Annotated in this window: 12 protein-coding genes; 10 read left to right on the top strand and 2 right to left on the bottom strand. The window is 75.3% G+C overall.

From position 1 onward, the window contains the following. Positions 1-68: 68 nt before the first annotated feature. Genes LWC35_RS31265 through LWC35_RS31245 form a run of 5 tightly spaced genes read left to right on the top strand, consistent with a single transcriptional unit; the run spans position 69 to position 6,030 of the window. Positions 69-1,676 carry an acyl-CoA synthetase gene (locus tag LWC35_RS31265; protein WP_232873889.1) on the top strand — a complete coding sequence of 536 codons (1,608 nt, stop codon included), beginning with the start codon at positions 69-71 and terminating at the stop codon, positions 1,674-1,676. After that, entirely contained in the window at positions 1,673-2,497 is an 825-nt protein-coding gene (locus LWC35_RS31260; RefSeq protein ID WP_232873888.1) for a crotonase/enoyl-CoA hydratase family protein, read from the top strand. Before LWC35_RS31265 ends, LWC35_RS31260 begins: the two co-directional genes overlap by 4 nt. Continuing rightward, positions 2,494-4,473 carry an acetoacetate--CoA ligase gene (locus LWC35_RS31255; RefSeq protein WP_232873887.1) on the top strand — a complete coding sequence of 660 codons (1,980 nt, stop codon included), beginning with the start codon at positions 2,494-2,496 and terminating at the stop codon, positions 4,471-4,473. The genes LWC35_RS31260 and LWC35_RS31255 overlap by 4 nt, the downstream gene beginning before the upstream one ends. Beyond that, a complete protein-coding gene (locus LWC35_RS31250; protein WP_232873886.1) occupies positions 4,470-5,405 on the top strand; it encodes a 3-hydroxyacyl-CoA dehydrogenase NAD-binding domain-containing protein in 936 nt (311 codons plus the stop codon). Before LWC35_RS31255 ends, LWC35_RS31250 begins: the two co-directional genes overlap by 4 nt. Before the next feature lie 52 nt (positions 5,406-5,457). Continuing rightward, positions 5,458-6,030: a GNAT family N-acetyltransferase gene (locus LWC35_RS31245; RefSeq protein ID WP_232873885.1), complete on the top strand. Its 573-nt coding sequence runs from the start codon at positions 5,458-5,460 to the stop codon at positions 6,028-6,030. A gap of 16 nt (positions 6,031-6,046) precedes the next feature. On the opposite strand, the gene LWC35_RS40580 is transcribed toward LWC35_RS31245, so the two are convergent. Then, positions 6,047-6,457, bottom strand: a complete 411-nt coding sequence (locus LWC35_RS40580) for an ester cyclase (RefSeq protein ID WP_232873884.1) — start codon at positions 6,455-6,457, stop codon at positions 6,047-6,049. A 124-nt stretch (positions 6,458-6,581) separates the two neighbouring features. Here LWC35_RS40580 and LWC35_RS31235 point away from each other — a divergent pair, with 124 nt between their 5' ends. Next, complete coding sequence (locus tag LWC35_RS31235) at positions 6,582-6,941, top strand: AAA family ATPase (protein WP_232873883.1); 360 nt, start codon at positions 6,582-6,584, stop codon at positions 6,939-6,941. A 21-nt stretch (positions 6,942-6,962) separates the two neighbouring features. Then, positions 6,963-9,152 carry a LuxR C-terminal-related transcriptional regulator gene (locus LWC35_RS31230; protein WP_232873882.1) on the top strand — a complete coding sequence of 730 codons (2,190 nt, stop codon included), beginning with the start codon at positions 6,963-6,965 and terminating at the stop codon, positions 9,150-9,152. Between the two features lie 12 nt (positions 9,153-9,164). On the opposite strand, the gene LWC35_RS31225 is transcribed toward LWC35_RS31230, so the two are convergent. Further along, positions 9,165-9,428 (bottom strand): hypothetical protein, encoded by a 264-nt coding sequence (locus LWC35_RS31225; protein ID WP_232873881.1) that lies wholly within the window; start codon positions 9,426-9,428, stop codon positions 9,165-9,167. Between the two features lie 241 nt (positions 9,429-9,669). Between LWC35_RS31225 and LWC35_RS31220 the strand changes: the two genes are divergently transcribed. The 3 genes from LWC35_RS31220 (at position 9,670) to LWC35_RS31210 (ending at position 11,797) form a co-directional block, all read left to right on the top strand. After that, positions 9,670-10,245, top strand: a complete 576-nt coding sequence (locus LWC35_RS31220) for an OsmC family protein (RefSeq protein WP_232873880.1) — start codon at positions 9,670-9,672, stop codon at positions 10,243-10,245. Between the two features lie 68 nt (positions 10,246-10,313). Next, complete coding sequence (locus LWC35_RS31215) at positions 10,314-11,441, top strand: NAD(P)/FAD-dependent oxidoreductase (protein ID WP_232873879.1); 1,128 nt, start codon at positions 10,314-10,316, stop codon at positions 11,439-11,441. Further along, positions 11,438-11,797: a hypothetical protein gene (locus LWC35_RS31210; RefSeq protein ID WP_232873878.1), complete on the top strand. Its 360-nt coding sequence runs from the start codon at positions 11,438-11,440 to the stop codon at positions 11,795-11,797. The genes LWC35_RS31215 and LWC35_RS31210 overlap by 4 nt, the downstream gene beginning before the upstream one ends. Positions 11,798-12,259 lie beyond the last annotated feature (462 nt).

The following is a 12,259-nucleotide window of genomic DNA, read 5'->3' as shown; positions in this document are numbered from 1 at the left end:
TCAAGGAGTCTGAGACCGACCGGGCTCCTGGTCCCGAACGACCCGGCCGCACCAACGGTGGTGGACTCATGAACCCGACACTCGTCGCCGGCCCCAACGCGGGCCTGGGGACCTGGCCCGCGCGGCGGGCCAGGATCTCCCCGGGCCGCGTGGCGCTGAGCGACCCGTACCGCTCGCTCACCTACGTCGAGCTCGCGGACCGCGTGTCCCGGTACGCCGGGGCCCTGCGCCGGCTCGGCGTGGGTCCGGGGGACCGGGTGGCCTACGTCGGGGTGAACGCCGTCGAGGTGTTCGAGACGTTCTTCGCGACCTGGCTGCTCGGGGCGATCGCCGTCCCGCTCAACTACCGCCTCTCCGGGCCCGAGATCCGGTTCGTGCTCGACGACGCCGGGGCGTCCGTCCTGGTGCACAGCGCCGACACGGACGCCCTCGTCGCCGGCGTGGTCGGCCCGGCGCCCGACGCCCGTCCGGCCGCGCTCCGCCACGTCGTCGCGGTCCACGGGGGTACGGACCGTCTCGACTACGAGGCCGAGATCGCCGCCGGCCCGGAGCTCGTGGCCGAGCCGGCGGTCTCCCTCGACGACCCGGCGTTGATCCTCTACACCTCGGGGACGACGGGCCGGCCGAAGGGCGCCGTGCTGACCCACGGCAACCTGACCTGGAACACCGTGAACTTCCTGGCCCACGTCGACGTGCTGAGCACCGACCGGGCCCTGTGCATCGCCCCGCTGTTCCACTGCGTCGGGCTCGGCCAGGTCACGCTGCCCACGCTGTTCAAGGGCGGCAGCGTGGAGGTGCTGCCGAAGGCCGACCCCGGGCTGGTCCTGGAGCGGATCTCGGGCGGGCAGATCACCGGCTTCTCGGCGGTGCCGACGATGCTGCAGATGATGTGCGAGCACCCGGGGTGGGCGGCCGCCGACCTGAGCTCGCTCACCCTCGTGCAGTACGGCGGTTCGCCGGTGCAGGAGCGTGTGGCGCGGGAATGGCTCGACCGCGGCGTGCGCCTGATCCAGGGCTACGGCATGACCGAGGCGTCGCCCGGCGTGTCCATGAGCACCCACGACGGCACCGCCGCCCACCCGACCGCGGTCGGCGTGCCGCACTTCTTCACCGACGTCGCACAGCTGCGCGACGGGCGCCCGGAGGTCGCCGGCGGGGAGCCGGCGGAGCTGGTGGTGCGTGGGCCGCACGTGTTCGCCGGGTACTGGAACCTGCCGGAGGAGACCGCGAACAGCCTGGTCGACGGGCAGTGGTTCCGCACCGGCGACGTGCTGCGCGTGGACGAGGACGGCTGGGCCACCGTCGTCGACCGGGTCAAGGACATGTACATCTCGGGCGGGGAGAACGTGTACCCCGCCGAGGTCGAGGCCGTGGCGGTGCAGCTCGACGCGGTCGCCGAGTGCGCCGTCGTCGGGGTCGCCGACCCGCGGTGGGGCGAGGTCGGGGTCGCCTACGTGCAGGTCCGTGAGGGGGCGGACCTGACCGAGGCCGCGCTGCGCGCCCATCTCGAGTCGCGGCTGGCCCGGTACAAGGTCCCGAAGTACGTCGAGTTCGTCGCGGACCTGCCGCGCAACGCCACCGGCAAGCTCCGCCGGGTGGACCTGCGCCGGCGCGCGGCGGACGAGCATCCGATCGAACGGGTCGCGGCGGGGCCGCGGCCGGAGGGAGCGTCATGACCAGCGCCGCACCGCAGCCGGAGCAGCCGGCGGGCGAGCGGGTCGAGGCCCTGCTGCCCACGTCGCTGCAGGTCGAGCGGCACGACGACGTCGCCGTGCTCCGGCTGACCCGGGCCGCCAAGCGCAACGCGCTCGACGACCCGACCGTGCTCGGGATCGAGACCTTCTTCAGCGCGCCGCCCAGTGGAGTGAAGGCCGTGGTGCTCGACGCCGAGGGCGACCACTTCTGCGCCGGCCTCGACCTGTCCGAGCTGACCGAGCGCGACGCGATCGAAGGCCTCGAGCACTCGATGATGTGGCACCGCGCCTTCGAGCGGATGGAGCGCGGGCGGCTGCCGGTCGTCGCGGTCCTCAAGGGCGCGGTGATCGGTGGCGGGCTGGAGCTGGCGTCGGCCACGCACCTGCGGGTCGCCGAGTCGAGCGCCTTCTACGCCCTGCCGGAGGGACAGCACGGGCTGTTCGTCGGCGGCGGCGGGTCCGTGCGGGTGCCGCGGCTCGTCGGGGCGCACCGGATGGCCGACATGATGCTCACCGGCCGGGTCCTCGACGCCGAGGAGGGCCAGGCGTTGGGGCTGTCGCACTACCTCGTCGGACCGGGGGACGGCCTCGCCAAGGCGATCGAGCTGGCGGGCAGGATCGCGAAGAACTCGCGGGTCACGAACTTCGCGGTGCTGCAGGCGCTGCCGCGGATCGCCGAGGCCAACCCGGCCGAGGGCTACCTGATGGAGTCCATGATGGCCGCGCTGGCGGGCAGCAGCGAGCAGGCGCAGGAGCGGATGCGCGCGTTCCTCTCCGGCCGCGGCGGGCGGGTCCGGCGATGACCGCGACCGAGACCGACGCCCCGGAGCTGCTGCGCCCCGTCGCCGACGACGTCCGGGACACCACCGAGATCGGCCGGTTCCTGGGCTGGCTGGAGCGCGAGCGCCGGCTGCCGTTCGAGGACTACGCGGACCTGCACCGCTGGTCGGTCGACGACCCGGAGGCCTTCTGGTCCGCGATCGCCGCGTTCTTCGGCGTCCGGTTCGCCTCGCCGCCGCAGCGCGTGCTCGGCCGCCGGGAGATGCCCGGGGCGGAGTGGTTCCCCGGTGCGACCCTGAACTACGCCGAGCACGCCGTCGGCCTGCTCGACAGCGGCGCCGACGACGCCGAGGTCGCCGTGCTGGCCCACTCGCAGACCCGCGACCGGCAGCAGCTGACCTGGGGTGCACTGCGCGCGCAGGTCGCGCGCTGCCGTGCCGGACTGGAGCGGCTCGGTGTCGGCCGGGGCGACCGCGTGGCGGCCTACCTGCCCAACATCCCCGAGGCCCTGGTGGCGTTCCTGGCCACCGCGAGCCTGGGGGCGGTGTGGGCCAGCTGTGCCCCGGAGTTCGGCGCCCGCAGCGTGATCGACCGGTTCGGGCAGATCGAGCCGACCGTGCTGCTCGCCGTGTCGGGCTACGGCTACGGCGACAAGGCGATCGACCGCCGTGCGCAGGTGGCGGAGATCCGCGCCGGGCTACCGACGGTCGAGCACGTCGTGCACGTCGCCTACGGCCCGGACGAGCTCCCCGACACCCTCGACTGGGCCGACCTGCTGGCCGGGCCGGGCGATCTCGCGTTCGACCCGGTGCCCTTCGCACATCCGCTCTACGTGCTGTTCTCCTCGGGGACGACGGGCAAGCCGAAGGCGATCGTCCACTCGCACGGCGGGATCCTGCTGGAGCACCTGAAGAACCACGGGCTGAGCTGGGACCTGCGGGCGGGCGACCGCATCCTCTGGTTCTCGACCACCGCGTGGATGATGTGGAACGCGCTGGTCTCCGGGCTGCTGGTGCGCGCGTCGATCGTGATGATCGACGGCAACCCGCTGTACCCGGACCTCCGCTGGCAGTGGCGGCTGGCCGCCGAGACCGGGGCCACGCTCATGGGCGCGAGCCCCGGGTACCTGATGGCCTGCCGCGCCGAGGGCGTGCGGCCCGCGCGGGAGCTCGACCTGTCGGCGGTGCGGCAGATCGGGGCCGCGGGCAGCCCGCTGCCGCCCGAGGGCTACCGCTGGGTGGCCGACGAGTTCGGGCCGGGCGTGCTGCTCAACGTCGGCAGCGGCGGCACGGACGTCTGCTCCGGGATCGTGCAGGGCAGCCCCCTGCAGCCGGTGTGGGTCGGCGAGATCTCCGGGCCCTGCCTCGGCGTGGACGCGCAGGCGTTCGACGAGCAGGGCGAACCGGTGGTCGGCGAGCTCGGCGAGCTGGTGATCACCACGCCGATGCCGTCGATGCCCGTCGGCTTCTGGGGCGACGCGGACGGCACCCGCTACCGCGACACCTACTTCGACCGGTACCCGGGCGTCTGGCGGCACGGGGACTGGGTGCGCTTCTCGGCGTGGGGCGGCGCGGTGATCGCGGGCCGCTCCGACGCCACGCTGAACCGCGGCGGCGTCCGGCTGGGCACCGCCGAGTTCTACCGGGTCGTCGAGGAGCTGCCCGAGGTCGTCGACAGCCTGGTCGTGCACCTCGAGGACCCGGCAGGCGGCAACGGGGAGCTGCAGCTCTACGTCCAGCTCCGCGCGGGCACGACGCTCGACGACGCCCTGCGCCGGCGGATCTCCACCGCGCTGCGCACCGAGCTGTCGCCGCGGCACGTCCCGGACCGGATCGAGGCGGTGCCGGTGGTGCCGAAGAACCGCACGGGCAAGAAGCTGGAGCTGCCGGCCAAGAAGATCCTGCTGGGGGCGGCGCTCGACGACGTGGCGAGCCGCGACGTGCTGGCCGACCCGACCGCGCTGGACCCGTTCGTCGCGCTCGCCCGGGGTCGGGCGTGAGCGCGGCGGGGGTGGACCGGGTCGCCGTCGTGGGCACCGGGGTCATCGGGATCAGCTGGGCCGCGCACTTCCTCGCCCACGGGCTCGACGTCGTCGCGACCGATCCGTCACCCGGCGCCGAGGAGCGGCTGCGGGCCGAGGTGGCGGCGCTGTGGCCGGCCCTGAGCCCGGTCGACGGGGCGACGCCCGAGCGGCTGGCGTTCACCGCCGACCCGGCCGCGGCCGTCGCCGACGCCGACTTCGTCCAGGAGAACGGGCCGGAGCGCGAGGACGTCAAACACGCGCTGTTCGCGGTGCTCGACGAGGCCGCGCGGCCGGACGTGGTGCTGGCGTCGAGCTCGTCCGGGCTCCTGCCGACGGCGATCGCCCGCGGCTGCCCCGCGCACCCGGAGCGGGTGGTGATCGGGCACCCGTTCAACCCGCCGCACGTGATCCCGCTGGTCGAGGTGGTGCCGGGGGAGAGGACGACCGAGGAGGCGGTGGAGCGGGCGCTGGCCTTCTACGCCGCCGTCGGGAAGAAGCCGATCCGGCTCCGCCAGGAGCTCCCCGGGCACGTGGCCAACCGGCTGCAGGCGGCACTCTGGCAGGAGGCGTACTCGCTGGTCGAACGCGGGGTCGCGACGGTCGCCGACATCGACACCGCGATCTCCCAGGGGCCGGGGCTGCGGTGGGCGGTGCTGGGGCCGTTCGCGAACCAGCACCTGTCCGGCGGGCCGGGCGGGATCGCGCACGTCCTCGAGCACCTCGGTCCGCCGACCGAGAAGTGGTGGCGCGACCTGGGGCAGGTCACGCTCACCCCGGAGCTGGTCGCGACCCTCGTGGCCGGCGTCGACGCCGAGCTGGCCGGTACCGACCCGGCCGAGCTGGCCGCCCGCCGCGACGCCGTCCTCCACACGTTGCTCGACGCGAAGTCGCGAACCGCGCTCCCGTAAGGAGGGCCGGTCGGCCGTGTCCGCCGGGCCCGGGCCCCGGCACACTGCCGGGGTGGCGACCGTCCGGGGAGCAGTGCGGGAGACACAGCCGGTGCTGACCGGGGCGAAGGTCCGGCTGCGGCCGTGGACCGCCGCCGACGCCGCCACCGTCTTCACCGCCTGCCAGGACGCCGAGATCCAGCGCCGGACGACGGTGCCGTCGCCGTACTCGTACGACGACGCCGTCGGCTACGTGACGACGTTCGCCCCGCAGGCGTGGCAGCAGGGCGACGCCGTGTTCGCGATCGTCGACGTCGCGACCGGTGCGCCGGTGGGCAGCATCGGTGCACACGGGGTCCGCGGCGGGACGGCAGAGGTCGGCTACTGGGTCGCCGCGGGCGCGCGTGGCCGCGGGCTGGCGCGCGACGCCCTGCGCACCCTCGCCCGCTGGTGCCTGCGCGAGGCCGGGGTCGCCCGCCTCGAGCTCATGGTGGACCCGACCAACACCGGGTCGCGGCGGGTCGCCGAGGCCGCCGGCTTCGTCGCGGAGGGCACGCTGCGGCGCCGGCTCGTGGTGCAGGGGCGTCGCATCGACGTCGTCATGTACTCGCTGCTCCCCGACGACGCCGCCGCGGCGGCCCTCTGACCGGCGGGTCCTGCGGTCACATCGCCCCGGCCTGCCGCAGGCGGCCGAGCTCGTCGGCGACCATGACGATCGACGCGACCCGACCGTCCGGTGTGAGGGTGAGGACGTCGATCACCGTCGTGCTGATACGCCTGCCCGTGGGGGCGAGCTCGCCGACCGCGGTCGGCCACGGGCCGGTGGGGTCGGCGACCAGCCGGAAGGCCACGGCGAGCTTGCCGGGTTGTTCGACCACCTCCAGCACCTCGCGCTCGTGCCCGGTGAACGCGGCGTGCAGCGCGCGGGCGCGGTCGACCATCTCGGCGACGGTCGTCGGGGTGCCGTTGACCAGCACGGGGTCGGTGTAGAGCGCGGCGAACCCGGCCTCGGGATCGGGCCGGGTGTCCGGCGGGGCGTCCCAGAGGGCGAGCAGGCGGTCGACGACGGTCACGGTGTCCTCCTCGGCGTGCGCTGTCGTTCCGGAGATGCTGCCCGGCGCGCGAGCCGCGGGAAATCGGTGAGAGATGCCCACTTCGGACGATGGGCCCGCGCGGGTCCGCTGCCACGATCGGGGGATGGAGCTGCTCGAGCGCGAGCGCGAGCTCGCGGAGCTGGAGGGGGCGCTCGCCGCGGCCGCCGGGGGCGCGGGCGAGGTCGTACTCGTGCACGGCGAGGCCGGCATCGGCAAGACGAGCGTGGTCCGGGCCTTCCGCCGCCGCCTCGCCGGCCGGGCCCGCGCCTACCTCGGGGCCTGCGACGACCTGCTCTCGCCGCGTCCGCTCGGCCCGCTGCGGGACGCTGCGCCGACGGGCGGGCCGCTGGCGTCGGCCCTGGCCGCCGGCGACCGGGACGCGGTCTACGACGCGACGCTCGACCTGCTCGGCCGGGGCGCGGGCGAGGAACCGGCGGTGCTGGTGGTCGAGGACGTGCACTGAGCGGACGAGCCCACGCTCGACGTGCTGCGCCACGTCGGGCGGCGGATCGCCGGCCTGCCCGCGGTGCTCGTGCTCACCTACCGCGACGACGAGATGGGCGCCGACCACCCGTTGCGCCCGCTCCTCGGAGCCCTGCTCGCCTCGCGCCGGCTCCCGCTTGCCGCGCTCTCGCGCGGTGCGGTGGCGCGGCTCGCCGGGGGCACCACCGCGACCTCGGCGACGCTGTTCCGGCTCACCGGCGGCAACCCGTTCTTCGTGACCGAAGCCGTGGCCGCGGGCCCCGACGCGGTGCCCGCCACCGTCGTCGACGCCGTGCTGGCCCGGGCCCGGGTGCTCCCGCCGGAGGCGCTCGCGGCGCTGGAGCAGCTCGCCGTCGTGCCCTCAGGTGTCGGGTTGCCGCTGGCCAGGGCCCTGCTCGACGATCTCTCGGTGCTCGCCCCGGCCGAGCGCGCCGGCCTGCTCGAGGTGCGTCCGGACGCCGTGGCCTTCCGGCACGAGCTCGCTCGCCGCGCGATCGACGACGCCCTGCCGGCGACCCGGCGGATGGCCCTGCACGCCGCCGTCCTGCGCGCCCTGACGGCCGGCGACGAGCCGGACCTCGCCCGGGTCGTGCACCACGCCGCCGGCGCCGGCGACGACCCCGCGCTCGCCGAGTACGCCCCCGCGGCCGCCCGGCAGGCGGCGGCCGCCGGTGCGCACCGCCAGGCCGCGGCGCTGTACGGGCAGGCGCTGCGGACCGCGTTGCCCGACGCGGAGCGGGCCGCGCTGCTGGAGGACCTGGCCTGGACGCACTTCCACGGCAACGACCGGCCGGGCGCGGTGCGCGCGGGCACCGAGGCGGTGGCGCTGCGCGAGCGGCTCGGCGACCCGGCCGCGCTCGGGCAGGCGCTGAGCACCCTGGCACTGCAGCAGTGGGCCGCCCTGCAGATCGACGAGGGCCTGCGGTCGGTCGAGCGTGCCGTCGCGTCGCTGCGTCCGGGCGGCGACTCGTTCCCGCTGGCCTTCGCCCTGACCTACCGCGCGGTGCTCCTGGTGAACCTGGACCGCGAGCGCGAGGGGCGGGAGGCCGCGGACGAGGCGCTCGCGGTCGGCGGGCGGCTCGGCCTGGCGCAGCTGCGGCCCACGGGTCTGATCTACCGGGGGCGCGCACGGTGGCAGCGCGGCGACCCGGACGGTCACGAGGACGTGCGGGCCGGGATCGCCCTCGCCGAGGAGCTGGGCCGGCTCGACGACGTGATGATGGGGTACACGAACCTCGCCTCGCTGCTCTGGCGCTACGCCCGGTACGCCGAGCTGGAGGAGGTGCTCGAGGCGAGCCGCCGCCAGGCCGACGGGACCGAGCACACCACGCACGACCGCGTGGTGCGCTCCTTCGGTGCCCGGCTCGCCGCGCTGCGCGGGAACTGGGCCGACGCCGACGCGGACCTGCGGTGGGGGCTCGACGGCGTGGACGGCGGCGGGATGGTCGCCCGCCAGGCGCTGCCCACCCTGGCCCAGATCGCCGTCCGGCAGGGCAGTCCCGAGGCGCCCGAGCTGCTCGCGACGGCCTGGGCGAACGCCGAGAGCGCCCGCGCCCTGCCCGCGATGGTCGCCACCGCGGTCGCGGAGGCCGAACAGGCGTGGCTGACCGGCCGGGACTCCCTCGCCGACCACGCCCGGGCGCTGCTCGCCGCCACCGAGGGCCCCGGCCGCGAGCGCGAGCACGCCGAGCTCCTGCGCTGGCTGCACCGGCTGGGGGACCCGGTCGTCCCGTTCCCGGGCTGCCCCGAGGAGTACGCCGCCGGACTGCGCGGGGACTGGCGGGCCGCGGCCACGGCCTGGGAGCGGATCGGCGCGCCCTACGAACGTGCCCTCGAGCTGACCGGTTCGGACGAGGCCGGCGCGACGCTCGACGGTCTCGCGGTGCTCGACGCCCTCGGTGCCCGGCCCGCCGCCGCGCTCGTCCGGGCCCGGCTGCGGGGGATGGGTGTGCACCGGGTCCCGCGCGGCCCCCACCAGGCCACCCGGGGAAACCCGGCCGGCCTCACCGGGCGCCAGCTCGAGATCCTGCGGCTGGTGGCCGCCGGGCTGACCAACGCGGAGATCGCGGCGAGCCTCGTGCTGTCCGTCCGGACCGTCGACCACCACGTCTCGGCGGTGCTGCAGAAGCTGGGCGTGGCCTCCCGCCGGGACGCGGCGAGGGCGCTGGCCGGACTGGAGACGCCCGGCTGAGTGCGGCGCCGCTCACGCCGCGCGCGCGCTCCGGACCGGGTGGAGGCCCGGGCACCAGTCGGGCTGGGCGTCCGGGGGGAGCGGGGCGGCGAGGATCTGGTCGGCCACCGCAGAGGTGAGCCGGCCTGCGCCGAAGCGGTGCCCGAAGTCCTGCCAGGCCAGCAGCTCGCGGTGCAGCAGCTCGCCGATCGGGCCGGGGTGGGTGCGCAGGACGCGCGCCGCGGCGAACCGCAGACGGGATGCCTCGGTGGGGGTCAGGGGGGTCGGGGCGCTCATGTCGTCCTCCTCGGGACCGGTCGGCTCGGGACGACGACCAGCGTCGACCCGCTTGTGCGTCGCCCTCATCGGTGCCCGGCACCCATGTCGGCCCTTGCCCATACCCATCCGCAGCGGCATGGGCAGGTGGCCGTCCGGAGATGGGTGGTGGTCGCCGATGGGCGGTCCCCCCGCTGCCGGGCACGGTCTGTCGTGCCGGGCCGGACCCGCCGGCCGCGAGACCACAGCCGAGGAGCACACCATGAGCCAGACCGTCACCGACACCGTCCGCAACGGCGTCGACACCGCGACCATGTTCGCCACGCTCGACGCCATCAAGGCCCAGCCCGAGATCGCGCAGTTCCGGTTCCGCGCCACCAACACCTGGATCGACGGCGCGCACAACCGCTCGACGATCAAGGGCTTCTACGCCGCGTGCGCCGAGGACACCTCGCGCACCGAGGCCTTCACCCTCGACGCCGGCGAGCCCGCGATCCTGCTGGGCACCGACACCGGCCCCAACCCGGCCGAGTTCCTGTTGCACGCCCTCGCCGCGTGCGTCACGACGTCGCTGGTCTACTCCGCCGCCGCCCGCGGCGTACGGCTGACCTCGGTGTCCTCGATGCTCGAGGGGGACCTGGACGTGCAGGGCGCGATGGGCGTCAACACCGAGGACCACCGCAACGGCTTCGAGCGGATCCGGATGACCGTGACCATCGCCGGCGACGCGCCGCCGGAGAAGCTGCGCCAGGTCGTCGAGCGGGGTCGCGACCGGTCCGTGGTGTTCGACTCCGTGACCAACGGCGTGCCGGTCGACCTCGAGGTCGTCACCGCCTGAGCCGCAGGTGGCCGGGCGTGCCGAGGGGTCGCCCGGCCACCTGTCCCCATCCCCTCCGGAGGTCCCTGATGGACTCGTACGACGCGATCGTCGTGGGCGCCCGGTGTGCCGGCTCCGCGACCGCGATGCTGCTGGCCCGGGCCGGGCTCGACGTCCTGCTCGTCGACCGCACCGACCCCACCCGCGACACCCTCTCCACCCACGCGCTGATGCGCGGCGGGGTGCTCCAGCTCGAACGCTGGGGCCTGCTCGACGCGATCGTCGCGGCCGGGACGCCGCCGGTCGGCACGACGACCTTCCACTACGGGCCCCCTCTGTCCGCAACGACGCAGGTCGAGACCGTCGAGATGGCCGCGCCGCTCTACGCGCCACGCCGGACCGTCCTCGACGGGGTGCTGCTCGACGGCGCCCGCGCGGCGGGCGCCACCGTGCGGCTCGGGGTGGACGTGACCGGCCTGCTCCGGTGCGACGACCGCGTGACCGGCGTCGAGGCCCGGGTGCGGGGCGGGGGGACCCTGCGCGCCCACGCCCCGCTGACCGTGGGCGCGGACGGGGCCCGCTCGACCATGGCGACGCTGGTCGGTGCCGGCACCGTGCGCCGCGGCCGCGCCGCGAGCGCGATCGTCTACGGGTACTTCCCCGCGCCGGCCACCGGGTACGAGTGGTTCTACGTGCCCGGGGCCACGGCCGGGATCATCCCGACCACCGACGGCCTGGCCTGCGTGTGGGCGGGGATGCCACCGGCGGAGTTCGCCGCGGGCCGCCCGCGCGGGCTCGAGGTCCTGTTCGACGAGGTGTTCGGGCGGGCCGCCGGCGTCGCCCTGGGGGAGCGGCAGGGACCGCTGCGCGGGTTCCCGGGAGCGCCCGCGGTGCTGCGCACCCCGACCGGGCCCGGCTGGGCGCTGGTCGGCGACGCGGGCTACTTCAAGGACCCGCTCACCGCGCACGGCATCACCGACGCCCTGCGCGACGCCGAGCTCCTCGCCCGTTCCGTGCAGGGCGAGCTGGACTACGGCCGCACCCGCGACCATGTGTCCCGGTTGCTGTTCTCGGTCGCCGAGGAGATCGCGGGCTACCGCTGGGACCTCGCCGAGATCCGCGCGCTGCTGCGCGCGGAGAGCGCGGCGATGCGGCCCGAGGTGCGGCTGCTGCGCCGGCTCGACGACCGGGGCCCGGTGGGGGAGGTGGCGGCGTGATCGGCGTGGCTGGGTCGGTCAGCGACCGGGACCGGCTGCTGCTGGCCTTCGCGGAGCTCACCCGGTACGGCGTGACGGCGGAGGAGTCGCTGGCCGGTACCGCCGACGAGGCCCGCGAGCGTCTGCTCGTGGGGCTGTGGACGCGGGCGCCGCGCGCGTTGGGGTCGTACGCCTTCTGGCTCCGCACCGACGAGTGCTGCTTCGGCCCCGACGGCACGCTGCGGGGTGCCCTTCCGGTGCACGCCAGCGACGACGCCCACGAGCCACTGCGGTTCGTCCTCGCCCGCGCGGGTTTCGAGGTGGACGTCGACGGGACGGACCTGCGGGTCGAGGCCCCGCTCGCCCGAGCTGCCTGAGCTCTCCCTGATCGCCGTCCCGGAGCACCGGGGCGGCGATCACTGCTTCGGGCCCTCGGCCGACCTCGGACGCGCCACGACGTCCCGACTGGTCGCGTTATGGTTCCATGACGCGCTGAGCGGGTCTGGTAGAGCGCGTTATGGTTCCATAATGCGCTGAGAGGGTCTGCTGGGGCGCGTTATGGTTCCCTAACGCGCCGGAAGGGTGCGATGGAGCGGGTGCGCTGGAAGGAAGGGTCCGCTCGAGCGCATTATGGTTCCATAGCGCGCCGATGGGACCCAGTCGAGCGCATTACGGTTCCATAATGCGCTGAGGGGGGCCCGCTCGAGCGCATTGAGCCTTTCTCAGTAGCGGCGCGGTGGTGGCGGGGCGACACGCCGACGACGGTGAGTTGACCCGGAACGGGCGCAGGACCCCGGTAGAGAAGTTGGTCCTTCCACAGATCAACACTCACACCGAGG

Origin of the sequence: Pseudonocardia kujensis (genome assembly GCF_021283305.1) — a bacterium.
In the GTDB taxonomy this organism is placed as follows: domain Bacteria; phylum Actinomycetota; class Actinomycetes; order Mycobacteriales; family Pseudonocardiaceae; genus Pseudonocardia; species Pseudonocardia kujensis.
This window is presented reverse-complemented; position numbering and strand designations above follow the sequence as displayed.

Excerpts from the sequence above, each read along its gene's own strand:
- LWC35_RS31265 (WP_232873889.1), top strand. The coding sequence starts at position 69 with ATGAACCCGACACTCGTCGCCGGCCCCAACGCGGGCCTGGGGACCTGG.
- LWC35_RS31260 (WP_232873888.1), top strand. The coding sequence starts at position 1,673 with ATGACCAGCGCCGCACCGCAGCCGGAGCAGCCGGCGGGCGAGCGGGTC.
- LWC35_RS31255 (WP_232873887.1), top strand. The coding sequence starts at position 2,494 with ATGACCGCGACCGAGACCGACGCCCCGGAGCTGCTGCGCCCCGTCGCC.
- LWC35_RS31235 (WP_232873883.1), top strand. The coding sequence starts at position 6,582 with ATGGAGCTGCTCGAGCGCGAGCGCGAGCTCGCGGAGCTGGAGGGGGCG.
- LWC35_RS31225 (WP_232873881.1), bottom strand. The coding sequence starts at position 9,428 with ATGAGCGCCCCGACCCCCCTGACCCCCACCGAGGCATCCCGTCTGCGG.
- LWC35_RS31220 (WP_232873880.1), top strand. The coding sequence starts at position 9,670 with ATGAGCCAGACCGTCACCGACACCGTCCGCAACGGCGTCGACACCGCG.
- LWC35_RS31215 (WP_232873879.1), top strand. The coding sequence starts at position 10,314 with ATGGACTCGTACGACGCGATCGTCGTGGGCGCCCGGTGTGCCGGCTCC.